Source organism: Bifidobacterium simiiventris (assembly GCF_019331715.1).
In the GTDB taxonomy this organism is placed as follows: domain Bacteria; phylum Actinomycetota; class Actinomycetes; order Actinomycetales; family Bifidobacteriaceae; genus Bifidobacterium; species Bifidobacterium simiiventris.
Map to the genome: position 1 here is coordinate 1 of NZ_JAHBBG010000008.1, position 24,682 is coordinate 24,682.

14 protein-coding genes and 1 pseudogene are annotated in these 24,682 nt (G+C 61.0%); 2 read left to right on the top strand and 13 right to left on the bottom strand.

From position 1 onward, the window contains the following. Positions 1 to 197: 197 nt before the first annotated feature. Both KIH76_RS08025 and KIH76_RS08030 read right to left on the bottom strand, forming a co-directional pair. Complete coding sequence (locus KIH76_RS08025; RefSeq protein WP_219070298.1) at positions 198 to 1,391, bottom strand: class E sortase; 1,194 nt, start codon at positions 1,389 to 1,391, stop codon at positions 198 to 200. Between the two features lie 248 nt (positions 1,392 to 1,639). Continuing rightward, the gene (locus KIH76_RS08030; protein WP_214374435.1) at positions 1,640 to 2,407 is read right to left on the bottom strand and encodes a DUF881 domain-containing protein; all 768 of its coding nucleotides are present in this window, start codon (positions 2,405 to 2,407) and stop codon (positions 1,640 to 1,642) included. Between the two features lie 202 nt (positions 2,408 to 2,609). Between KIH76_RS08030 and crgA the strand changes: the two genes are divergently transcribed. Next, a complete protein-coding gene (crgA, locus tag KIH76_RS08035; protein ID WP_219070300.1) occupies positions 2,610 to 3,152 on the top strand; it encodes a cell division protein CrgA in 543 nt (180 codons plus the stop codon). Positions 3,153 to 3,165: 13 nt separating this feature from the next. Here crgA and KIH76_RS08040 read toward each other — a convergent pair whose 3' ends face one another. From KIH76_RS08040 to KIH76_RS08070, 8 genes and pseudogenes are all read right to left on the bottom strand, one after another. Further along, positions 3,166 to 4,659, bottom strand: coding sequence for a THUMP-like domain-containing protein (locus tag KIH76_RS08040; protein WP_219070222.1), 1,494 nt, complete (start codon positions 4,657 to 4,659; stop codon positions 3,166 to 3,168). A 52-nt stretch (positions 4,660 to 4,711) separates the two neighbouring features. After that, a complete protein-coding gene (locus KIH76_RS08045) occupies positions 4,712 to 6,118 on the bottom strand; it encodes an ATP-binding protein (protein ID WP_219070224.1) in 1,407 nt (468 codons plus the stop codon). 253 nt (positions 6,119 to 6,371) lie between these two features. Beyond that, positions 6,372 to 7,265 carry a class C sortase gene (locus KIH76_RS08050; RefSeq protein ID WP_219070226.1) on the bottom strand — a complete coding sequence of 298 codons (894 nt, stop codon included), beginning with the start codon at positions 7,263 to 7,265 and terminating at the stop codon, positions 6,372 to 6,374. Positions 7,266 to 7,989: 724 nt separating this feature from the next. After that, the gene (locus tag KIH76_RS08055; protein ID WP_219070228.1) at positions 7,990 to 8,997 is read right to left on the bottom strand and encodes a Cna B-type domain-containing protein; all 1,008 of its coding nucleotides are present in this window, start codon (positions 8,995 to 8,997) and stop codon (positions 7,990 to 7,992) included. 213 nt (positions 8,998 to 9,210) lie between these two features. Next, on the bottom strand, positions 9,211 to 10,905 hold the full coding sequence (locus KIH76_RS08060; RefSeq protein ID WP_219070230.1) for a SpaH/EbpB family LPXTG-anchored major pilin: 1,695 nt from the start codon (positions 10,903 to 10,905) through the stop codon (positions 9,211 to 9,213). Between the two features lie 321 nt (positions 10,906 to 11,226). Beyond that, the gene (locus tag KIH76_RS08065; protein WP_420829267.1) at positions 11,227 to 14,175 is read right to left on the bottom strand and encodes a SpaA isopeptide-forming pilin-related protein; all 2,949 of its coding nucleotides are present in this window, start codon (positions 14,173 to 14,175) and stop codon (positions 11,227 to 11,229) included. Between the two features lie 207 nt (positions 14,176 to 14,382). Beyond that, positions 14,383 to 15,660: pseudogene (locus KIH76_RS11780) on the bottom strand (choice-of-anchor A family protein); the annotation flags it as partial. A gap of 265 nt (positions 15,661 to 15,925) precedes the next feature. Further along, positions 15,926 to 16,120 carry a hypothetical protein gene (locus KIH76_RS08070; protein WP_219070234.1) on the bottom strand — a complete coding sequence of 65 codons (195 nt, stop codon included), beginning with the start codon at positions 16,118 to 16,120 and terminating at the stop codon, positions 15,926 to 15,928. A gap of 484 nt (positions 16,121 to 16,604) precedes the next feature. On the opposite strand from KIH76_RS08070, the gene KIH76_RS08075 reads away from it, so the two are divergent. Beyond that, positions 16,605 to 17,918 (top strand): ATP-binding protein, encoded by a 1,314-nt coding sequence (locus KIH76_RS08075; protein WP_219070236.1) that lies wholly within the window; start codon positions 16,605 to 16,607, stop codon positions 17,916 to 17,918. A gap of 39 nt (positions 17,919 to 17,957) precedes the next feature. Here KIH76_RS08075 and KIH76_RS08080 read toward each other — a convergent pair whose 3' ends face one another. From KIH76_RS08080 to KIH76_RS08095, 3 genes are all read right to left on the bottom strand, one after another. Continuing rightward, entirely contained in the window at positions 17,958 to 19,838 is a 1,881-nt protein-coding gene (locus tag KIH76_RS08080) for a glycoside hydrolase family 13 protein (protein ID WP_219070238.1), read from the bottom strand. A gap of 321 nt (positions 19,839 to 20,159) precedes the next feature. Then, positions 20,160 to 23,102, bottom strand: a complete 2,943-nt coding sequence (locus KIH76_RS08085; protein ID WP_236036917.1) for an alpha-galactosidase — start codon at positions 23,100 to 23,102, stop codon at positions 20,160 to 20,162. 594 nt (positions 23,103 to 23,696) lie between these two features. After that, on the bottom strand, positions 23,697 to 24,356 hold the full coding sequence (locus KIH76_RS08095; protein ID WP_214374448.1) for a nucleoside deaminase: 660 nt from the start codon (positions 24,354 to 24,356) through the stop codon (positions 23,697 to 23,699). Between the last annotated feature and the right edge of the window lie 326 nt (positions 24,357 to 24,682).

The following is a 24,682-nucleotide window of genomic DNA, read 5'->3' on the forward strand; positions in this document are numbered from 1 at the left end:
ACTCCACTTTCCAAGGAGACTGAAGCTGCAACGCGGCGGTGAACAGACAAGAGGTATCCATGCCTCCAACCTACCCGACCGGCATCACCTCACACCCAAACCACCCACCACAAACAGCGAATAGCCTTCAAGAAATACTCAGCTTAAGAAATTCAGCTCCCCCGGCAGGGGTAAGGAGCCGAGGCGGAGGCGCGAACTCAGACAGTAAAATTGGACATTTGGCGCAGGTAGGGGATGTTCGACGCGGCCCACGGGAATCCCCACTGGAACAGCACGCACACCACCAGCAGCACCAGGATCAGCAACAGCAGCAACCGGATCGGCAGCACGCCGGGCTGATGCCGCAGCACCCAGCCGTACACGCTCGCATCCGGGCGGCGGCGCTCACCGGCGCGGATCGCACGCAGCACCGGGAACCGCCACGCCACCAGCGCCGCGAGGAACACGATCGCGTACGCCACCAGCGCCGCGATCATCACCGGCTCAAGCGAATCAAGCTGCGCGGCCGCGGACGTAAGCGAGGTCGTGTTGTTCGTGAACGCCACGCCCGTCGTGCTCGAATCGGTCGCCAGTTCCTTCGGCACGCCGTCCGAGACCTTCGCCCAGTACTTGAGCTCGCCGTAGCTGATCCAACGGTAGATCGGATCGGAGTATTTCGGCTCGCACGTCGTCATCGTGATCATGCGCTTGGTGGGCGTCTGGCCGGGGTTCTGCGGATTCGCGCCGATCACGCGGATTTCGGTCGGCAGCACGATCTCCTTGCTGGTGTACTGGTAGACGTACCAGTAGTCCTGCGTGCGGATGATGATCGGGTCGCCTTCCTGCAGCTTGTCGACGTCGCCGAGCGGCTGGCCGTAGCCGTTGCGATGGCCGGCGATCGCGAAGTTGCCGACCTGGCCGGGCCATTGCGTGTCGTCGTAGTGGCCGAGACCGTGCTTGTTGAGCTGTTCGAGCGTGGTGCCCTGCACGAGGTTGCGTTCCCAGTTCTTGCCGAAGCGGGGGATGTATACGGTGGCGATCAGCTGGCCTTCGCCGGCCGATTCGGGCTGGACCGGCGGCTCGCCGTCCTGCGCGGCCGCGATCTTCGACGTGTCGCCGTTCGCGGGCGACGACCACTGCGCCGATTTGAGTGTTTCCTGCTGCGTGTGTTCGGCCTGCACGCCCGTCCACCACATCTGCCAGACGATGTACAGCGCGCAGATCGCGGCGGCGGTGAGCAGGATCTCGGCGAGGATGCCGAGCGCCTGCCAGAACCAGCCGTGCTTGCCGTTGGACTTGGGATTGGCGACTGCCGCTGCAGAGTTGGCGGCAACGTGGCCGGCCGACGCGGCTGCTGCTGCGGCAACCGGCTGACCTGTGACCGGCTGACCCGCAATCTGCGACGCAGCGATCGAGGCTGCCGCCGCTGCGGTTTGACCGGCACCGCTCTGGAACTGCACGCCGGCCCGTGCCGCCGTGCTCTCCGCGTTCAGATATCCGGCATAGCCGCTCGTTCCAGCGGTCCTCGGCGCAGCGGCCGGCGGCGCCGGCGGAATCGTCGGAATCGAAACAGGCTCCGCGAAATCCCCGATCTGGTCGATCGAATCAAGCTCGATCTCGTCGTCGTTCCCGTCGAACTGGTTGTCGTTTCTTGCGTGTCTCACTGTGCGTCCGTTTCCTGCGCCGTGTCGTCGACGCTCGAGTATTGCAGCGACTGTAGCAGCGCCGCGGTTTCGGGGAATTGCAGATTGTCCTTTTGCTCGACCTTGTAGCCGATGCCGAATGCGCTGACGTATTCCTGGAAGATCTTCATCGCGCTCGAATTTTCAAGCGCCTGCATCATACCGTCGGCCGGTCCGATCGCGGAGATCGTGTACGGGGGCGAGTATTTCTTGCCCTGCAACAGCAGCACGTTGCCCTGGCAGATCACCGCCGAATTGAACAGCACGCGCTGGTCCTGGATCATCATCGACTCGGCTCCCCCGGCCCATAACGCGTTCATCACGGATTCGATGTCTTCCTGATGGATCACGTAGTCGTTGATGTTCGTGGCGGAACCGGAATTGTCGACCATGTTCTCCCACAGCGGCGAATCGTTGAGCGTCACCGTCACACCGGGGCCCTGCACCGCCGACAGCATGGTGCTGGAACCGGCGGTTTCACTGTCGGTCGTGCCGCCGTCGTCGGTGAGCGTTTTGTTCAGCGTATCGATCTGCGAGCTGAGTTTGGCGACGTCGCGCTGCAGTTCCTCCGCGCGTTCGACCCGCTGTTCGACGAGGTCGGCGGTGTCGGACGACAGTACGACGGTGCGGTTGATGCGCACGTTGGTCGACAACAGGAACCCGCTGAGCGCCACCACAAGGCACACGGCGGTACCGCTCAGCCACGAGGCGCGCTTCGCGACATGCCTGCCGGTATGTTTCGCCATGCTTCCTCCGAACGCTGAGCGGCCTGTTCCTGAGTTCGAGTCTAACCACTATTATGACTTCTAGCCTAAATATAAGGAGACTACGCTGATGGCAGATACCGAGCAGAAAGACTGGCAGGCCGAGACCGCCGACGAGGATGCGGCGACCGCTGAGACGGCCGAGACGACTGCGATCGAGACGAACGACGACAAGACCGTTGAAATGACGACCGCGACCGCCGCAGCTGAGACGAGCGAGACGGCCGAGACGGCCGAGACGGACGGCGAGGAGACGGCTGCAGCCGAGGACGCAGCGGACGAGAAGGCTGCCGACAAGAAGCCTGCCAAGACTGCGACCACGACCACCACTACCACCACGACCGTGACCACGACCACCACCACGACGCATGCCGCGGCGGACGATATCGCGGCGGCCGAGGACGAGGATTACGGCGTGCCGATGGATCAGGTGGAGGCCGTGCTCAACGCGACCGCCGACAAGAGCTCGCTGACCCCGCAGATGCAGCGCATGATGGCGCGTCAGGCGGAGAACACGAAGCGCGTCGAGGAGACGATCAAGGGCACCAAGTCCAATCCGCGCTGGTTCGTGCCGCTGTTCTGCACGCTCATGATCATCGGCCTGATCTGGGCGGTCTGCTACTACCTCACGTCGAGCTACCCGATTCCGGGCATCGGCGCGTGGAACCTGCTCATCGCGTTCGTGATCATCATGGTCGGCTTCATCATGACCATGTGGTGGCGGTGACGTTCCCGTCCCGTCACGCTTTGTGACAGCGCAGGATCACATGCTTAGCTCCGGCGAGCGTGGTGGCGAACAGGTAGGTGTCGCCGCCGTCGCTCAGCCGGAGCTTTTTGCGTAACTGGGCGACCGTGAGCGGGAAGTTGCGCACGGCGACGTTGGCCTTGGCGACGCCGGCGAGCGCCGATTTGAGTTCCTTTTTGCCCATTGTGGTGACAGTTTCGACGGCGAAGGCACGGCCGGGGAAATCGGTGATCGGCCGGTCGCTGCCGGAGACGAAGAGGTGACTGTTCGGGCCGATCTGCGTGAGTCCGTACCGGTCTTCGACCAGTGCGAAGCAGCCGGCCTTCATGATCGACGCGTTCGGCTCGTACAGATACGTGATCCTCTCCGGCAGCGGCGCAAGGCCGAGTGCGCGATCGGATGCCGCGGACGACGCTCCATAACTGTCATTTCGAGCGGAGCGCAGCGAAGTCGAGAAATCTTCCTCACGCTCTCGCGCGGTTCCCCGAATCCGGCTTGTAGCTCCGTTCGAGACGACGCCATAGTCGTAGTCGAGACGGTCGGCGTCGTTGACGCAGTGGACGCGGACTGTCGCGTTGGCTGTGCGGTCGAGGACGAGCAGCAGTTCCTTGCATTCGTTGCCGGTGGAGACGATGTGGACTTCGCTGACCGCGCCGCGGAAGTCGGCGACGGCCTTGCGCCAGTCGAGCATCGGGGACAGTTTGATCATGACGTGCGGGGCGGCGGCAAGCAGTCGGTCGCGCAGGGCGAGCACGTTCGGCGTGCAGTCTTCGATCGCGACCGTGCGCCCGCCGTGCTCGTCGCGTCGCGCCGGGTCGAGGAAGATCAAGGAAATGGCCCCATTTTCAACCTTCTCGGCCTTCTCGGCCCCCTCGGCTGAGGGGGCTCCCGCGCAGCGGGTGGGGGAGCGTACACCCTGCGCCTCATCGAAGGCCACCCCGCCCGATCGCAATAACGTGTTCACATCCCCTAGCACCGCTTCCGCATCGCCGTTCACAACCGTCACGTGATCCAGTCCGAGTGCGTGCATGTTGTGTTCGGCCAGTGCACATAGATGCTCCTGCCGTTCCACATAGATCGCCCGTGCGAAGCCGCGGGCCGTGTACGAGAAGTCCACGCCGAATCCGCCGGTCAGGTCGATCATCGTTCCGGGGTGCACGGAACCGTCTGCAACGGCCTGCGGTTCCCCCGCGGTATCGCGACCGTCTGCCGCCCGGCTCTCCCCCACGATCCGCCGCGCGACCTCCGCCTTGTATCGCGCGGTGAATTCGGACGAGCACTGTTCCATCGAAATGTGCGGTGGGTACACGATTCCCTCGCACGCCGCCCACTGCGGCAGTTTGCCGCGAGCCGTCTGCCATCCGGCGATCTGGTCGAGCGCGAACGGCAGGTCCAGCCCGTCGGCGCGCTTGGCTTTGAGTGCCAGGTCGCGCACGTTCTCCAGACGGTGTTCGGCCACGAATCGGGCGGTTTCAGGCGATATCAGCATGCCCTTCATCGTATCCAGCTCCCGGGATTGCGCGCACGCACAGCGGGCATCGTCACGCCATCAGTTCGCTAAGTTCCACAAGCTGAACGGCATTATCTGCAGCGGCGATATCGGTAAGCGGCTGAGTGAATCCACCCAGCGAGAAGAGCATGAGCCAACGTTCCGAAGCCTTGATCTTAACCGCACGGGTGCGCAGCAACTCCAGCATCGACGGATCCATCGGCACATTGCGGAACTTGCATTCGCCGACGATCGCCTTGGAGCCGGTGCCGTCCACCGCCACAACGTCCATCTCGTCGGTCTTGTCCCACCAACGGCCAACCCTACCCACATGGAACGGCAGCAAACCTCGAATGCTTTTCCTCATCAACCACGCGGCGCACATTCGCTCGAATGTATGGGACGCATAGTCATGCAGCATCGGGCGAACGGCATCATCCCATACGCCGTCCGTATCGCCGCCGTCCAATCGCGAACGGTTCGGGTAGACGAAGGAATACCAGAATCGGAAATACTCATCTGCAAGCCGATACAGACCGCGCGTCCCCTTCGCGTGCTCGACCGGTTTCGCAGTGACCGGGAACTCGCGTTCCACGATGCCGATCTCCATGAGGGACGACAGGTAGAATCCCAGAGCGTTCACGGGAATCAGCGTATGGGTGGCGATGTCGTTGAGACGCGTGTCTCCCAAGGCGATGGCGCGAATGATGGTGCTGTATTTGGATGTTTCGCGGAATTCCTCACGCATGAGCACGTCGGGTTCCGAGTACAGGGCCGCCCCACGTCGCAGAATATATCGCTTCACGTTCCACGCCAAGCTTCGATCCGGCAGGAACGTCGCCAAATACTGCGGTACTCCGCCAAGAATCGAATACGCCAGCGCCTTGTCTTCATCCGAATAATCCGGGAAGAACTTGACTGCGTCCCAGTACGGCATCGGTTGCATCTTGAGCACGCCGGTGGCCCGCCCATATAATGGAGCCTTTTCGGAGAGGATTTCCTTTTCGATGAAGCTCATGGCGCTGCCGCACAGCACGATCATCAGATTCGCGTGACGGAGCTTGTGATCCCACATATTCTGCAGGATCGATGGCAGCGAAGGATCGGATTTCACCAAGTAGGGAAACTCGTCAATAATTATAAGCCGACGACGGCCATCGGCAGGAACGGGCAGCGCGTCCAGATCGTCAAGCGCGGCATGCCAGTCCGCGTATCGGCTGAGATATTTACCGGCCGGTGCGCCGGCCTCGAACATGACGCGAGAGAACTGTTCCAGCTGCTCTTCGCGCGTGCCCATCTGCGCGGAAAAGAACAGTGTGGGGTGATCCTTGGAAAAATGCGCGAGCGTCTCGGTTTTGCCCACGCGTCTGCGCCCGTACAGGATGACCAGCTGCGCCCGCGGATCCTCGTAGCAGTCCTGAAGGAAAGAAAGATCGTCTTCGCGCCCGATGAATACCATATAAGTAGACTATACTATAGTCATGACTTGTATAGTCATGACTATACAAATTACGATTATATGAGATAGCCGCCGATCCGACGCCAAACTCTATCAACCCTTAGAAACGTGCAATCCTGCAATATCCTTAACCCTTAGAAACGTGCAATCCGATGGCATGCTTAACCCTTAGAAACGTGCAACGGTCGCATGATCCTTGCCGTCCTTGATGTTCTATTGATGAATTTACCAATGTTCTAGTTCGAGACGTTGTCTACCGGATACGCGTTGTGAGTTGTCCGGTGGAGTGGCCGGCGCGGGGGCGGCGACGGCGTACGACGAGCCAGCGCACGAGCAGTATACCAATGATGAGCACCGCGGCCGAGACCGAGACGATGCCGATCGTGAGCGTGCGCACCGGGGTGTCGTAATCGGTCGTGTCCGGTTTGGTGGGGTTCGGGATGCGATGGCCGCGCACGAGGAGGCGATGCGTGTTCACCCCGTACGGCGTGCAGGTGACAACGGTCGCATAGTCCTTGCCGTCCTCGATGTTCAAGTTGTCGAGCTGGTTCGGCAGGACGACGCTGATCTTGTCGACCTGGTACGTGTACGTTTCGCCGAGCACGTGGAACGCGAACGTGTCACCTTTGACGAGCGTGTCGAGACCGGTCAGCAGCTTCGCGCTCGGCAGACCGGTGTGCCCGGAAACGACCGCATGCGTAGTCGCGCCGCCCACCGGCAGACTGCTGCCTTCAAGATGGCCGATCGCGATCTGCAGGACGCCCTCGTCGGTGCCGTGGTAGACCGGGAAGCGCACTTTGAGCTTGGGGATCGTCACGTAGCCCATGATGCCGGTGCCCGATACGTCAAGCAGCGACTCGTACTCGGCCTTCTGCTGGTCGTTGAGCATCCACCGGTCTGCAATCGTTGGCAGTTTCGCGTTGTATGCGCGCGCCGCTTCCAACATCTGCTTGCGTTGTGCTTTCGACAGATCCTCGGTCTGTTCGATATACGTCGCCACCGCGCGCGACTGATGCATCCGATTCCACCAGTCAGCCACCGTCGGATAAGAAATCAGCCCGACGCCCGCAACAAACACGACCACGAAAAACGCGGAAATGATCGTCGAAATGACATCCAGCACCGTGCGTTTACGTTTGGCGGCCATGTTTGCGTTTTCCTTTCTGGTGGGACGGGATATCGGAATCGCGCTTCGCGCGATGCTATGTTGTTGCGAGACCTCGCGATCGTTAAAAAGCTGGCGGAGCCTCGGCTCCCTCGGCTGAGGGAGCTGTCAGCCGCAGGCTGACTGAGGGAGCGTCACGGCCAAAGGCCGCCAACAACACAGCATCGGCCACCGGCCGATTCAATTATCAAAAAGAAGAGGCGGACTCCTCCGGAGTGCTAAAAGTAACGAACGCACTCCGGAAGAATCCTGACTTACTCAGGGCGATGGGGCGGGGAGTCGGGAGTCCCGCGGGAGGTGAGAGAGTAAAGCGGTATCTCCACGAATCCCCGTGCCATCAAGACTTATTCGGTTATAAACACGTTCAGCTCCTCCGATTTTCGGAGGAGCTGTTTAGACGCTGGCGGAGCCTCGGCGTCCTGCAATTACGGACAGCCTAACGGCTGACTGCTTGCTGGCTCGCCTGTCGGCTCGCACATTGCCTACAAACAGCTCTGCTGTTTGCTTAACGGCAATGTCCTTGCTGAGGGAGCTGTCAGCCGCAGGCTGACTGAGGGAGCGTCGCGGCCGAAGGCCGCCAATATAACTGAATCGGCCTACGGCCGATGCCGTTACACAGCGGCTTCGCCGCAGTCTCTCCCTCGGTCTCGCTTCGCGAGCCAGCTCCCTCACAGAGGGAGCCGAGGCTCCGCCAGCATCGGAAGGCCTAGCTACGCGCTTTACGGCGACGCATCAGGAGGAGGCCGACGAAGGAGAAGCCTGCGGCGGCCGCGGCGGCCTTGGTGATGTCGGAACCGGTGTGCGCCGGAGTCTGGGGCGTCTTCGGCGTCGACGGCGGCTGTTCGGGCGTGTAGGTGTTCGTGATCAGCGTTTCCGCGTTCTCACGATCGACCAGCACCGTGTACTTGGCCGGCACGCTCTTCTCCACGACCTTCCACTCGTGATCGGAAGCAAGCCCCGACCACGAATACGACCACTTGCCGGACTCGGTCAGCTTGACCTCGTCAAACACCTTGCCGTCACGCAGCAACTGCACGGCGATCGACTCGGGACGTACAGACGCGGAATCACCCTTCCACACCTTGCGCACGGAACGCTCGACGGTGGAAGGCTTCTCGATTGGAGTGCATTCGGTTTTCGGCTGCAACTTCACGTCATACGACGCGTTCGCGGCAGTACCCGACGGCACCGCGGTCAACGTCGAAGACGCGCCACAGCTCAGCGCACTCGTTTTGAACGCGGCCACGTTCACCAGATACAGGCCACGAGCCAGACCGTCGAACGACGCCTGTCCGTCGGCATCCGTCTTCGCGGTCGCATCGGCGGACACCGCGTCACGCGCCGCGTAGCCGGATAGCGTCTCGGCCAGCTGGCGGAACGTCTCGGAATCCGCACCGAACACATCCCAGTCCACGGAGTAATCCGCGAACGACTTTGTCGGCTCGAACCCGTCACCCTTCGCATTCCACGAGGCAACGCGATACAGACTCACCGAAGCGCCAGCCAGTGCCTCGCCGTCATCCTTGTACTCGACGGTAATGCTCCCGGATTCGGCCGCTTGCGCGCTGACTGCCGGAACCAGCGACAGCACACAAGCGCCCAGCATGAGCGCGAGCGAACAGACCGCCGCAAGAGCGAACGTCGCCCAGCGCGCCCCAAGCGCCAACACGCCCCGGCCGCAAGCCTCCCCGCAGCCACAGTTAGCGTTAGTCATCATTCTTCCCTTGCTTCAATCCATTCATTGCAGCCTCATCATGTGTCATGTCGACCGAGGCGAAAACAACCTCACCTCTTGTCATTTCGACCGAGGCGAAGCCGAGTGGAGAAATCTTCAAAGCTGCAAGCCCCTAAAGATTTCTCCGCTCCGACCTACGGCCTCCGGTCGAAATGACAAGGTGATGGTTACGGAACCGCTACCCTATTCGGTTCAGCGGTTGGAGAGGCGACGGCGGAACGCGAACCACGCGCCAGCGGCAGCCACGAACGCAGCGCCCAGAGCGTACAGGATCACAGTGCCCATGCCACCAGTGGACGGGAGTTCGGAACCAGCATTGTTGATGACGGTCGTGCCGACAGTACCACTCGTGATATCACCATTCGTGGTCGTATCCCCAACCTTGATGGTCAGAGAAGTGATTGTAGTATCGTGCTCAGCGGTGATCGTGAATTCAACATCCTTAGCCTTCTTGTAGCCACCAGGCACCGTGGTTTCCACAAGCTTGTACTGGCCATCATCCACACGCAGGAACGGAGCGACATACTTGCCATCATCGGTCTTGGTGGCCTTGATCTCCTCATACTTCAGAGTACCGTCAGCGTTCACGCCAGTCGGAACCTTCTCCCAGCCAGCGCCAGCACCCTCGTCCTTCGTGGAATCCTTGATCTTCTTGTACAGGGTAAATCCGGCGCCAGGAAGCGGCTGGTTCTCACCATCAACCTTGTTCACATCCACCTGATAGGTGAACACAACGACCTTGTCGTTCGGAGTACGGCTGGTACCCTTGCCTTCATCGTTCGGGTTGTTCTCGAACTCGAGGTAAGCCTCGTTCGGGTTACCCGGGTTGCCGATCTTGGCGTCACCGTTCACGGTACCGGTGTATTCGACGTAGATCACGGAATCCTTGGTCAGGTTGATCTTATTATTATTGATGGTCGCAGTCTTCAGATCGGTGAACGAGATGGTGAAGTTGGTGCCATCATTGTCCGCAACAGCCGGATTGGCATCCGAGAAGCCCTCGTCCTTAGAGGACGCGACAGTGTAAGAGTTGCTGTCGATCTCCTTATCAGCAGAAACAGAGTCCAGGTACACTTTGACACTGTTCTTGTTGAAAGTCAGGCCCTTGGACATGGAATCGTGGAAGATGTACTTGTAGGTGGTGTAGCTGTCGATCTTGTCAGGCATGGTGCTCTTGAACTGGAACGGCACGACATCGCCAAGATCGTGATCTGCGGAATCAGCCCAAGTACCGTTTCCCGAAACGGCATCCGTCTTTGATTCGGTGGAATCATTGATGTCCTGGACCTTCTTTTCGAAAGTCGGCACGCCCTTCTTGGTCGTGATCTCGGCGTCGGCCAGACCCTTGGTATCAAGCATGACCAGCGAGTAGGCATCACCAGACGTGGCAGAGTCACCAGTCTTGCCATTCACAGTCTGAGCAACAAGGTAATAACCTTGCGGAAGAGTCGTGCCGGCAGTATTGCTCAGAGTGACATCGCCATCAGCAGCTGCCTTGGCAGACGCATCTTCAGTCAGATCCTTGACCTTAGCATATGCGCTGTCAGCAAAGGTACGCGTCGTTTCGGAGGTCAGACTGCCAAGGTACGTAGTAATATCAGTGAGCAGCTGCTCATCAGTGGTTGCGCTGGAGTTGGCCAGAGTCTTCAGGATGTTCTTGTACGTCGCGTTCAACGTGTACGAGATCTTCGTCGCGTCGGCAGCATCCTGAGATGCGTCGAGCAGACGCCACGCCTTGAACTCATCACCCTTGTTGACACTCTTGATGGTGATCGTCGTATTCGGTGTGGATTCAGCCGCGACCGCGGTGAGCGGGGCGACTAGGCCGGTGACGAGCATCGCCACGGCGGCCACGAGGCCGAGAATGGCCTTGCCTAACTTCTTCATGATTACTCCTTTGAGTGATCTTCCTTGATTTGGTTTGGGTTAAGTTATGAAATCTTTTGGAGGGGTAGCTTCGTAACGTTCCGTAGCGCTGACGCTCCCCCAGTCACGCTCCGCGTGACAGCCCCCTCAACCGAGGGGGCCGAGGTGCCGCTTCGCGGCACAAGATCTGGCGGAGCCTCGGCTCCCTCGGCTGAGGGAGCTGGCCGCCGTAGGCGGACTGAGGGAGCGTCTGCGAGCCGCTAGGCGAGTCCTTTACCGCGGAACGCGCTACCTTGGGAATGAAGGGCTATGGGTCGGAGCCTCCCTTCGGGGTGGAGTGGTTCATCGGCGCTGCCTCCTGACCATCAGGGCCATACCGGCCGTCGCCACGATGACCGCGAACGTGCCCGCCCGCAGGAACATCGCCGTACCCTCGCCACCGGTCGCCGGCAGCTCAGGTCCGTAAATCTTGTTGGTGAAGGTGGCGACCGGAGTACCCGATGTAGTCGTACCAGCCGATCCGCCGGCAGTTCCCTGATGGGAACCGTCCGACGCCCAAGTACCGACCTCAGTGCCGTCCTCGCCGTTCACCTTCGTATTCGAGTCGTCGGTCATCCGAACCATCGAATACGACACCTTCAAGGCACCCCACTTGTCGCCGCTCTTGATCTGCTCGACCGTCACGACCACCTTGTACCCAGCCTGCGAATACTCGATGGACGAATCCGCATTCTCCGGCTTCACCTCAGTGATCTTGTACGTGTACGTCCTCGCGTAGTTCTTAGTCGCATCCGAGCCAAGGTTATTGGCATTGAAGTGCAACCCACTAAACATGCCATTCGCAGTGATCTTGCCGGTCGCATCGGGCTTCACGTCGATGACACAGGCAACACCTTTTTCGATATCGGCCTCTGACTTGTTCGCGCAGTTGGTCGGAGTCGGGATCGCCTGTTGCGTATCGGTTCCGTACTTCTCCAGCTTGAACTGGAACGTCACCGGCTGACCGTCCGAACCAGTCGGCCAGCTTCCGCCGGTCACGTTCTTCGTCACCGGGATCTTGGCCTCGACCGGAGTCAGAGAGTTGTCGATCTTGTTACCGTTCAGATTCCCGATTTGCACTGTCGTGTTGGAATCGTCAACCATGAACGTATACGAATCACTCAACTTGTCATAACCGGTCGGAGCCACGACTTCGGTCAGCGTGTACGTGCCCTTGGGCAGCTTCTTGACGGTGATCGTGCCGGCGTCCGAAGCTGTATCATCCAGCTTGGTGCCGGAGCATGCCTTCGTGTCAATAGCCGCATTGTCGTCAGCCACACAGTAGACAGCAGTACCGCCGTTCAGCTGAATCTTCCACTGCGAACCGGCGAGCGCGAAGGAGTGCTTCGCATCCTGCTTGTACCATGTCACTTCGGTTGGCTTATCGTCGATGTACATGACATCGTTCACCAGTCCAGCCTGCTGACCGTTGTCCCAAGTCGGTACGCCGTTGGTGACAGTGAACTTATACACGGTGGTGTTCAGCGTGTAGCCGTTCGGCGCAACGGTTTCCTTCAGCTCGTATGTACCGTCGGTCAAGTCCTTGACGCGGAACATGCCGCTGGCCGGGTCGATGTCACACAGGAATCCTGCTGCTGTGCAGTCGTAAGCGGCGGCTTTCTCGTCGCTCTGGGCATCGACAGTTGTTTCGGCACCGTCGGCGGACTGAACGTCAGCATCCGCTTCAGCAATACCATCCGCGACATCAGCTTGCGCATTGAGTTCGTCAGTAGTCGCGGCCCGAGTCGTCGCACGCACCGTGCAGTCAGGCATATCGTCAGTTCCAGCAGAGTTACTGCCGTCCAGTACGATGACCGCGCGACTGTTGAACTTGATGTCCGAGCCGGTACCAGCCGGGTACCACGAGCCACCGGCGTTGCTGTTGCCCTGGTTGACGATCTTGAACGCCGTGTCGTTGCCTTGACGCGGGACGGTCACGTACATCCAGTCATCGTTGCATTCGCTGGCTGTCATCTTCACGAACGACCAAGCCGCACCGGTTCTGCCGTAGCCGATGTAGTAGTCGTTGCCCCAGTTCGGGTACGTCTTGAGCACGACGCTCTTCTTGACGTACACGAGCGTTTCGGTGCTGTCGGTGACGCGCACGACAACCGACGTCTGCTTGTCGCCGGCGTACACGGTGATAGTTGATACGCCCACGGATACGGCCTTGATCAGACCATTCGCGGTGACCGTCGCCACATCCGGATCAGACGATTCCCACAGCGCAGATACGGTGGTACCGTTCTGAGATTCCACGACGGCGTCCAACTGGAGAGTGCCGTTCTTCGCCATTTCCAAGGTACTGTTCGCAGCCACGACCTGATTACCGTTCTTGATGGTGATGCCGGTCACGCTGACACTGCTCACGGTGACGGTGATCGAATCGAACTTGGTATCGTCCGCGACGGCCGTGGCCTTGATGACCGTGGTACCGGGCTGCTTGGCAATGACCACGCCATCGGCGGTAACACTGGCGACGGTTTCGTCGCTGGACGTCCAGGTCACGTCACTGTCGTTGTCGGTTGTGGTGTTGTCGCGGTATGTGATCCTAGCCTTGAAGTGCACGCTCGAGGATTGGCTCATCGAATACGTGGCACCTGCGTCGGTGTTGGTAGACGCGTTGAGGATGTCGACCTTGGTCAGAGAGCGGGTGTTGTCCTTGATCGTCCACGTTTCGTCGGAGGAACCGTTCGCGCCCTTCTTGGTCAGCTGCCATTCGGAACCGGGCAACGGGGTCTTGTTCGTGTCACCGTTCTCGTACTTGGCCCAGCGGACGGATGCACCGGACGGGGTGTTCTCGATGTCTTCACCCGCAGTCGGCTTGTAAATGGTTTCACCGCCGGCTCCGGCCTTGATCTCGTACACCGTGTCGGATGCTATGTAGTTGTCAGGCGCCTTCAGCTCCTTGATGTAGTAGGTGGCATTCGGCATGAGGTTGCGAACAGTGATCACACCTTCCGTGTAATCAGAATCGTTGCTGCCATTGTCATCGACCACCAGCAAGGCGTTCTGGTTGGCCTTCGCGTCGGCTTCCGACTTGTAGATGCCCCATTCGGAGCCGCCGATCTTCTGCTGGGTGTTCGCATCAATTTTGTTCCAGCCGATCACCGCGCAGTTCCGGGTGAAGTTGCCCGACCACGGGAGGTTGTGGCGTTCCTGGTCCATGTTGATCACGGATGTGGTCTTGCCTTCGGAGGTCTTCAGCTCGGTGCCGTTGATCTTGATCGTAGCGCTCTCCGGGTTGTACATGGAGAAATCCACGCCGACCCACACACGGCCGTTCGTGCTCACGTGCGATTCGAGGCTGCCCTTCGGCACGAGGATACTGCCGAGGAACGCGGCGGCCGGGTCGTCGGTAGTGGTGACGTTGTCATACGTACCGTTGTTGGTCGCGCCATGCTCGTTGATATCAACCTGCTGGACGTTTGCAATCGTCAGCCTTCCAGTACCCTTGCCACCATAAATCGTAACCTTCGAGGCGTCAGCGAAGTTCCACATAACCGCCTGCGCGGCATGTGCATACTTGCTCGCGATGGTCGAATCAGCATTCTTACGGTAGCCATCCGACACATCCGTGCCATTCCACCACACGCGCCAACCGTTGTGGAAGCCGATCGGACCATTGTTCGCACCAGTCACATTGATGACCACAGACGCATTGTCAGGAATGTTGGTGAACTCAAACGAAATGCCCTGATCTCCTGACAGCATCGACGCGGGAAGGTTGAAGAACTGCATCGACGACTTGTTGTCGCCGTTGAACTTGATAACCTTTTCGGATTGGCCGCCGTTGAACTCGAACTTGTAGGAAGCCCATGTATTGCTGACATCCCAGTTGTATTTGCCACGCCACACACCATTCAGCGACGTCTTACTGCCATCAGTGTCCTCAGTTGCATCAGCCGTAGTCTTTCCGAGCGCCAAGGTCTTGGACAGGGTGTCAATCGTTGAATTGTAAGAGGAATAGTCGTTGGTGTATGACGTGTTGTCGTCGCTCGTACCGGTGACTTTCATTGCATCGGAGTACGACTTGCTATCGGAATTGGCATCCTTATACCAGTGGCCCTGCTGCCCGACCACCGCATCATGCTTATTGTCAGTGCTATCGGATTGCCACTTGCCCATCGTGCCAACGATCTGCGACGTATATGCTGGGCTGGATGTGTTGACCGTGTAATTGTCCTTGGACGCCCATTCCGCGGACTGACCCGTCCATGCACCCTTGGTCCATGCACCAACATTTGTGTTGTTCACGTTACCGGTTCGCATATTCTTGATACCGGAATTCTGACCGCCAACAACAAGTGCGGGGCCGCTCTTCGGACGGAACTGCGCACCGAAACCTACGGTACCGAAGCGGAAACCAGCTGAATTCAGATTGCCATCATTGTCCTTGATGCGCCAGCTGTTGTTCAAAGGATTCATCGCCAGCTTACCGTTGACAACAGTCAGGCCTTCGGCTTCAACCGCATACGAACCGTCGGGAGCATTGCCGTCTTCGAGGTACTCGGCATTGTTGAGATTCGCGCCGATGTACATATCACGGCCAACATAGGTGGCCACACCCGTATCGGTAGTGCTGTTCGTGATGTCGTCGCCCAGATTGATGTTCGTGGGCGTGCACAGACCGGCTTCATTAGAACCGGAATTGGTGTTGTCCGCGTAGGCGGCGTAGGGGGCGGTGAGGGTGCCGGTGATGGCGGTGCCGACGAGCATGGCGACGGCAAGCGTCATCGCGGCTAGGCGGTTACGATACCCCCCCCCGTGGTGTTTCTCTTGAGTCCGTACATCCGTCTCTCCTTCGGGCTCATCAACTCTGCCGCCCTCGGCTTGTCACATTTCTTCCACTACTGCCCAACAGCATAATGCAAATGTTTGCAAGTTGCAAACCTTCGCAATACTTGGCATCAAGAAAGTGAACGCAAACACCGCAACAATGCCGAGGCTTTTGCCGTCATTGACTAATTGGCGTGTCGTGTTTACGTTTGCAGGTTCTCCCTTACAAACGTCCACATAATGAACCATCCGATGCAATCGCAAGCAAACCAACTCCACCGATCACAAACGATTGCAATCCAACGCAGCCATCGATCAGCCCATCCCACGGCATCATCGGCACCGGCACTACCGATACCATCAGCGCCACCGGCACATCACGGGCACCACCTGCACCCCGGCACAACACCATCAGCACCGCACAAGTCCACCCTATCGGCGTCCGCATTCCGCCAAAAACACGCAATCCTAACGGGAAACGGACACAACCAGCCTCTCCAGCGTCCGTTTCCCGCCAGAATCCATCTAGTACTAACGGAAACCGGACACAATCCACCCCGCTAGCGTCCACTTTCCACCAGAACCGCGCAATCCTCGCAGCAAACGGACGCAATCCGCCTCATCAGTGTCCAGCTTCTGCCAGAACCGCCTCGAGCTACGCCAAACCGGACACGACACCCCGCCGGCACCGCTCCTTTTATTGAGATACGGTCGCCCCCCCGGGATTCCGGCGGACGCACGTAGGAATCCGCCCGACAACAGGGCATAGAATCCGACGAGTGCGCAAAATCCACGTTCACAGAATCAGACGAGTGCGCAAAACGCCTCACACAGAATCCAACGAGTGTAGAATAATACACTATACAGATTGCGACGAGTGCAAGAGGAAGAGGTGAAAACCATTGAAACGCAAGGCTTATGACCGCATCAAATTCTGGAAGGATCACAAGACCAAGCAGGCGTTGCTCGTGACCGGTGCACGTCAGGTGGGCAAGACCTTCATCATCGAGGAATTCGGCCGCAACGAGTACGAGCATATGGTCGAATTCAATCTGGTGCTCGACGACAACGCGCGCCGCTCGTTCTCCCAGGCCACCAGCCCCGACGATCTTCTGTTCCGCATCTCCGTCGCATCGAACGTGCCGCTGGTGCCGGGGCGCACGCTGGTGTTCCTCGATGAGATTCAGCAGTGCCCGCAGATCGTGACCTTCATCAAGGGACTTGTGGACAAGGGCGACTACGACTACATCCTGTCCGGATCGCTGCTTGGCGTGGAACTGGAGGATGTGCGATCGCTACCGGTCGGATATCTGGACGAATTCGCCATGTATCCGCTTGATTTCGAGGAATTCTGTTGGGCAAACGGACTAGTCGAATCAGCGTTCGACGTTGTCCGAAACAGCTTTGCCAACCTGAGCGAGATCCCCGATTTCATCCACGATAGACTCACCGACCTGTTCCATCGCTATCTACTGGTCGGCGGCATGCCGGCGGCAGTCGCCGCGTTCGCCGCGAACGGCGTCATCGATCCCGTGCGCGCGGTCCAGTCGAACATTCGAGCCTATTACGAGCACGATATCAAGCAGTACGCTCCCAAAGCGAACCGTCTGACAATACAGGAGATCTACCGGCTCATTCCCGGCGAACTGCAAAGCCAGAACCGCCGATTCCAAGTCAGCTCTATCACCGACATCAAGCGGTTCTCCCAAATCGAAGACGAGTTCCTGTGGCTGACGAACGCCAACGTCGCGCTTCCGGCATTCAACGTCGCCGCACCCATCGCCCCGCTGCGCATCAACGCCGACCGCCGGGTCATGAAGCTGTTCTACTCGGACGTCGGCCTGCTGGTCAGTGCCTATGGCAAGAAGTCAGCGCTGGGCATCCTCGAAGGCAACGCAGCGATGAACATGGGCGGGGTGTACGAGAACGTCGCCGCGCAGGAGCTCGTCGCGCACGGATTCACGCACCTGTACTACCTCACCAAAAAAGGCGTCGGCGAACTGGATTTTCTCGTCGAGACGAATGACGGAGACGTGCTGGCACTCGAGATCAAGTCGGGCGCGTATTTCCGCTCCCACGCCGCGCTCGACAAGGCGATGGCGACCCCCGGCTACGGCATTGATCGGGCGTATGTGTTCGCCGAAACCAACGTGTTCACCGAGGGGAACGTCATCTACTTGCCCATGTACATGCTGTCGATGCTGGTCAACGAATAGCTTTGTCCGCGCTATTGCAGGCGGCGCTATCGCGGATCGTCACAGGCGGATGACCGCGCCTTCCCACGGAGCGAGCGTGAGGTTGGTGAGCGATTCGGCCGTGTGCGCGGCGTCGTAGGTCGAGATCACGATCGACTCGGCGAGCGGCGAGGTGGTTGTGCCGGTTGCGGCGGTCACCGACTCAGCAGCCGTACCAGCCGCACCAGTCGCCCCCTCAAGCAACGCCGCGGACTCGGCCGGCAGATCGACCGTACGACCGGACAGGTTGACCACGACCAGCAGCCGCTCGTCGCCGAGCGCGCGCACGAACGCGTACACGTGCTCGTCGTCCGCGTCGATCAGCTCCCACGTGCCGGCCGCAACGGTCGCATCGTCGTGCCGCAGCGCGATCAGCCGCCGGTAGAACGCGTACACCGAATCCGGATCGTCGCATTCGCTGGCCGCATTGATCTCCACATGGTTCGGATTGACCGAAATCCACGGTTCGGCCGCAGCGTCCGGCGCGGTGAATCCGGCGTACTTCGAGGCATCCCACTGCATCGGCGTGCGCGAATTGTCGCGGCTGCGCGCGGCCAGACCGGCCATCATCGACTCGGCTGTCTGCACCTTCGCCTCCTCGACGCGCTGACGATACGCGTTGAGCGACTCCAGATCGCGGTACTGGTCGAGGCTCGTGAAGCGGGCGTTGGTCATGCCGAGCTCCTCGCCCTGATACACGTACGGGGTGCCACGATGCAGGTGCAGCATCAGGCCGAGCGCCTTGGCCGAACGCACGCGGCTCTCCTCGGACGAGTCGTCGCCCCACCGAGAGACGACGCGCGGCTGGTCGTGGTTGCCGGTGAACAGGCTCGTCCAACCGGCGCGCTCGACCGCGGACTGATAGCCGGCCATGATCCGCTTGAATCGCGGCAGGTCGAGCGGAAGCGGCTTCCACTTGACGCCGTCGCAATCGCAGTCAACGTGGTCGAACAGGAACAGCATGTCGAGTTCGCCGTGGGCCGGATCGGTGATGTACTCGTTGCGTTCCGCGGTGATGCCGGGCGCCTCGCCGACGGTGAGGAAGCCGTCGCGGCCGGCGAAGACCTCGCGGCGCATTTCGGCGAGGAACTCGTCCTGACGCGGGCCGTCGGCGCAGAACGGGTTCGGGTTCGAATAGCCCTCCTCGCCGACCGGGCCGTCCGCGAGCTCGGAGCCGGGTTCGCCGGGCAGTCGGCCGGCCGCGTCGGTGCGCTTGGAGATGAGCGTGATCACGTCCATGCGGAACCCGTCGACGCCGCGATCAAGCCACCAGTTCATCATGTCGTACACCGCGCGACGCACGGCCGGGTTCTCCCAGTTGAGGTCGGGCTGCTTTTTCGAGAACTGGTGGAAATAGTATTCGCCGCGTATCTCGTCGTACTCCCATGCGGAGCCGCCGAAGTACGAGCCCCACTGGTTCGGCTCGGCACCGGGCTCGCCGGGCGTCTTGCCGGGGCGGGCGGGGCGCCACCAGTACCAGTCGGCGTGCGGGTCGTTCTTGTCGCGTGACGCTTGGAACCACGCGTGTTCGTCGGACGTGTGGTTCACGACGAGGTCCATCACGATCTTGATGCCGCGCCGGTGCGCTTCGGCCAGCAGCTCGTCCATGTCGTCGAGCGTGCCGAACAGCGGGTCGATATCCTGATAGTCGGAGATGTCGTAGCCGTTGTCGTCTTGCGGGCTTTTGTAGACCGGGGACAGCCACAGCACGTCGACGCCAAGGTCGGCGAGGTAGTCGAGTCGGCTCGTGATGCCCTTGAGGTCGCCGAATCCGTCGCCGTTCGTGTCCTGGAACGAACGCGGGTAGATCTGGTAGACGACCGCGTTCGCCCACCACGGGTTCGGGGTTGCGCCGTTTGTGCGAACGTTGTCTGGAAGGCTGGTGCGATTTGCGGCGGTCATCGTTGGCTCCTTTGCTCGTGGTTGCCTTGCTTGAGGGTACCTTGCTCGCTGTTGTACGGTTGTTCTTGTTCTCGTACGGTTGTTCCGTCTGCGTTCAAGGATACGAGTCAAGCAGTCGCATGCCCACTCGCCCGGCGCGTTCACGAGACGGAATTGGGGGCGCAACCCGTCCCGTGCCCGATCTCACTGCCGAATGGCGGTGAACAACACCGCTTGCGCCGGCTGAGCCGTTAAGCGGGAAGCCCAGTGGACTTCCCGTAGGCGAAGTGAGCGGGCGCGCTATATGCGCCCGCGAAGGCATCCGGCGTGAGTCGGCGTTGTTCACTGCCGAATGGCGGTGAACAACACGGCTTGCGCCGGATGCAGGGTCGGCGGACGCAGGCCGTAGGTGGCGAGCGCACGACCGGTGAGTAGCACGCCGTCCGGCGTCCACCAGCCGAGCGGCGACTGCTCGTTGCCGATGCCGAGTCCCATCGGATCGAGATCGAGCCACAGCGGCTGGATGCGGTACGTGCCGTCCGGGTCGAGTCCGGGCACGCGGATCGGCGCGGCCGGGTACGTGGCCGAAGTGGTCAGCTGCGTGAACCGGTAGAACGCGGCGGAACGGTCCGGCTTGACCATGCCGTCCACGCGCACGGCCGGGTCGGAGCAGTCCGAATGCACGCACGTATCGACCGCAAACCATTCGCGGTGCTTCTTGAATTCCGCGATCCATTCGCCGAGCTTGGCCACGTCCGCATCCGGTTCCTTGAGCAGGTTCCATTCGACGCCGAGATGCCCGAAGAACGCGGTCGCCATGCGCATCTCCTGGCTGGTGGAGCGATGCGTGGAGTGGGCGGGGCTCGCGCCGACGTGCTCGCCCATCATGAACGGCGGCACGAGCAGCGACGTGTACCGTTGGATGTCCGCGCGTTCGACCGGGTCGACGCAGTCGGACACCCAGATGCGATCCGCGAGTTCGAGGATGCCGAGATCGACGCGGCCGCCTCCCGACGAGCAGCTTTCGATTTCGAGCCGCGGGTGCGCTTCCTTGAGATCGTGGAAGATCTGGTAGACGGCCAACGTTTGCGCATGGATTGCAGGACGGCCGGTGCGCGGCGAGACGGCTTCCGTCACGAGCTTGTTGTGATCCCACTTGATGTAGTCGATGCCGAGCTCGCCGACCAGCGTATCGATCGCACCGTATACGTATGCATACGCGTCCGGATTGGTCAGATCGACGACCTGCTGCGAACGTCCCTGCATCGGCAGCCGTCCCGCGGTCGGGCGCAGCACCCAGTCCGGGTGCGCGCGGAACATGTCGGAATCGGGGTTGACCATCTCCGGTTCGAACCACAGTCCGAATTCCATGCCGAGTCCGTGCACGTATTCGGCCAACGATCGCAGACTCTTCGGCCCGTCCGGCCACACGTCCTGCGAAACCTGCCAGTCGCCGAGTCCGCTTGTGTCGTCGCGGCGCGAACCGAACCAGCCGTCGTCCACCACGAACCGTTCCACGCCGATCGCCGCGGCCTTGTCTGCCAACGCTGTCAACGTGTCGTAATTCTGGTCGAAGTACACGGCCTCCCACGTGTTGAGGATCACCGGGCGCGGCTTGTCGGGCACGCCGTGCGCGCGACGCCAGTCATGATGCGCGTTGCGAAGGTATGCATGAAAGCGCGCTGCGACCTCGTTCAGGCCGTGGCCGAACGAGCCGTAGACCCACGGCGTCGTGTAGGTGGAAGACGTCATGGGCACAGCGGGCAACGCGTCGGTTTCCGTCCGGTCGATCGCACGATCATCGGTGACATCGTTAGCCGTCGGACTGTCGCTCGTATCAGCGCAAACGTTCGCCGCCGGCAACGTGACTTCCCCGCCGAGCAGCACCTCGCCGCCGCCGATCACGCCGGTCGTGTACGGCAGTCGTTCCGCGGACAGCACACTGTTGCCGCTCCAGCCGACGTGCACGGCGTACACGTCGCCGCGCGTGAAGCCGAATCCCGGTTCGCCGGCCGACAGCAACAGGCTCGCGTCGAAGTCGGGGCGGCCGGTGAGCGCGAGTTTTTCGAACCGGCCGACGGTGAGCGGCTGGCGTTGCGGGCTGCGTTCGCGCAGGTGATGGCCGGTGGCAGTGAGGATTTCGGACGTGTCGGCGGGCAGCGGGAAGCCGAGTTCGACGTGGCCGATCTCGAGACTACCGTTGCCAAGGTTTGCAATCTCGAGCTTTTGGCGGACGAGGCCGGATCCGTCGAGTTCGCAGGTCCAGGTGATGCCGACGCCCTGCTCGCGGTCGGCGGCCTCAACGGTGATGGTCGGGGTCGGCTGCAGGTCGGCGTCGCGCGCTGCGGCAAGCTCGTCGCCGACCGTGACGTGTTCGGACCGGCCAACCGCAACATGCGCAGGCCGGTCTGCGGCGAGCTCGTCGCCAACCGTGACGCGCGCAGGTCGGTCTGCGGCGAGCCGATCGCCGACGGTGACGCGCGCGGACTGTGCGGAGCCGGTGACATGAGCGGACTGCGTAGCGGCATGCGCGGTGCGAACAACGTCGGACGGCAGCGATCCTCCGACAGTCAGACGGGGGTCACCCGACTCCCCGGGCTTACGGCCGGTTTCCACCCCCGAAACGGCCGTATGCCCGGGAACCGCACCACCAGATGACAGCGCCCCTCCGGCAGTCGGACAGGAATCACCCAACCTCCCGGGCTTACGGCCGGTTTCCGACTCGGAAACGGCCGTATGCCCGGGATCAATCCCACCGGCAACGTGATGTTCGTTGACATCGCCGGCATCGCTGATACCACTGGAACCGGCAGAACCGGCCGACTCCGCCAGTCCCGCCGAATCGGCATCGCGGGAGCTGCCATCGTTGGCACTGCCGGATCCAGCCAAATCAGACAAATCGATCGAATCGGCATCGTCGGGCTGACCGGCCGGCGGCAGTGCGGCGGTGACGGCCTCGACCGCGAACTTGCAGTACAGTTCGACGCCGTCGCGGCGGACGACGAACCGCGACGCACCGAGCCAGGATTCGGATTGCGTGGGCAGGATGGACGGCCATGCGGTGTCGTCGAGCGCGCCGGAAACACGCTGCGGGCGCAGGGCGTCGTACAGGTTGACGACGGTGCCCGGGTCGGCGAGCGGGCGGCCCCAATGGACAAACCGCGGCAGGTTATCGTCGGGGAAGACCAGTGCGATGGCAACGTTTGCGGCGGACTGTTCGGCGTAGATGGCGGTCAGATCGGTGCCGTCGGCGGCGGTGCCTTGGAACTGTTCGATCAGCGGCATTGCTTACTCCCTTGCGTATGATTCGGCTCGCGGCGGGTACGGCGAGTGCACGGTTGCGGACTGACTGACTGCGGCCGGTTGGCGTACCGGTACTGATGGTACGCGGATGCGGTTTCCTTGTCAGGGTGCGGAGTGTTTGCGGCGGCTGGAGAAAAACGGGAATCAACCGCACCCCGGCAAGTGAATACCCCTCTCCAGCATCCACCGGCACTTCCAATATCCCCAGCGCTCCTGCTCTCCCAGCGCTCCCCGGCACCCCGGCGCTCCCGCTCTCCCGGCACTCCCGCTACTCCCCCCCCCGCACCCCAGCGCTCCCGCTACTCCCCAGAACGGCCCACTACTTCCCGGGCTTACGGCCGGTTTTGGACCTTGAACCGGCCGTAAGCCCGGGAACAGACCGCCCGCCACACACCCCTCCCGGGCATACAGCCGGTTTAAGGGGCGGAACCGGCAGTATGCCCGGGAACACCACCGGGAACACCACCACCAACCAGCCAACTTCCCGGGCATACGGCCGGATTACAGCCCAGAAACGACCGTAAGCCCGGGAGGAAGCGGGACGGTATAAGCAGCACAACCCCGCCCGAAAGGAAACTAGCGGCGCAAGGCGAAGAAGTCGGCGAGGATGCGGGCGCAGTCGGCCTCGCGCACGCCGCCGTACACTTCCGGCACATGGCCGACGTGCGGGTCGCGCGGGATGTCCCATACCGAACCGCACGCGCCGAGCTTCGCATCCCACGCTCCGAACACGATCCGTCCGATATGCGTCTGCACGCAGGCTCCGGCGCACATCGGGCACGGCTCCAACGTCACGACCAACGTGCAGTCCGCCAGATTCCAGTTGCCCAGCCGTCGCGCCGCGTCACGCATCGCCAGCACCTCCGCATGTGCCAGCGGATCGGCTGCGCGAGTCTCATGCATCTCGCCAGTCCCCACATCATCGTGCACAACAGCACTGTCACTGTCCGTTCCGTGTTCCGGCAAACAGGTATCCTTTGCCAGTTGTTCCGCGCGACTAACGTCATGCACACAATCCGCAGTGAGTCCGCCGACCGTTGTCCTGGCACCGTCGATCAACCGAAGATCATCCGCGAACAGCTCGCCCGAATCCCGCTGCGTCCCACGCGCGTTGCGTCCCTCTCCGATCACGCGGCCGCCAGCATCCAATACCACCGCACCGACCGGCACCTCCCCGTCCGCCGCCGCCTCGGCCGCAAGCGCCAACGCGCGGCCCATCGCCTCGTCATTCGTCATGCATCCCAGTCTACGGAACCACGGCCGGTTCCATCGCTGCCGGTAAGGCGAAGGTGGCACATTTGCTGAGCCTTGCCTTCAGAAAAGAAACCAAGGGGGACTACCGCGACTCATCGCAACAAATTCAGGAAATCACCGGCTTCGTCCGAAAATAGTTGCGTTCAGAAACGGTCAGCGCAACAAATTCAGGACGAAGCCGCTGATTTCCGAAAATAGTCGCGCCGAGCAACCGTCAGCGCAGCAATTCCCAGTCGATGCGGCCACCCCCAAAGAATCGCCGCACCCCACACAATCCACCCTCGCGCCCAGTAAACCCAATCATGTTC

Coding starts and splice junctions, on each gene's coding strand:
- KIH76_RS08095 (WP_214374448.1), bottom strand. CDS start 24,356: ATGACGAATGACGAGGCGATGGGCCGCGCGTTGGCGCTTGCGGCCGAG.
- KIH76_RS08030 (WP_214374435.1), bottom strand. CDS start 2,407: ATGGCGAAACATACCGGCAGGCATGTCGCGAAGCGCGCCTCGTGGCTG.
- KIH76_RS08045 (WP_219070224.1), bottom strand. CDS start 6,118: ATGGTATTCATCGGGCGCGAAGACGATCTTTCTTTCCTTCAGGACTGC.
- KIH76_RS08050 (WP_219070226.1), bottom strand. CDS start 7,265: ATGGCCGCCAAACGTAAACGCACGGTGCTGGATGTCATTTCGACGATC.
- KIH76_RS08080 (WP_219070238.1), bottom strand. CDS start 19,838: ATGACCGCCGCAAATCGCACCAGCCTTCCAGACAACGTTCGCACAAAC.
- crgA (WP_219070300.1), top strand. CDS start 2,610: ATGACGACCGCGACCGCCGCAGCTGAGACGAGCGAGACGGCCGAGACG.
- KIH76_RS08085 (WP_236036917.1), bottom strand. CDS start 23,102: ATGCCGCTGATCGAACAGTTCCAAGGCACCGCCGCCGACGGCACCGAT.
- KIH76_RS08065 (WP_420829267.1), bottom strand. CDS start 14,175: ATGTACAACCCGGAGAGCGCTACGATCAAGATCAACGGCACCGAGCTG.
- KIH76_RS08040 (WP_219070222.1), bottom strand. CDS start 4,659: ATGCTGATATCGCCTGAAACCGCCCGATTCGTGGCCGAACACCGTCTG.
- KIH76_RS08060 (WP_219070230.1), bottom strand. CDS start 10,905: ATGAAGAAGTTAGGCAAGGCCATTCTCGGCCTCGTGGCCGCCGTGGCG.
- KIH76_RS08055 (WP_219070228.1), bottom strand. CDS start 8,997: ATGACTAACGCTAACTGTGGCTGCGGGGAGGCTTGCGGCCGGGGCGTG.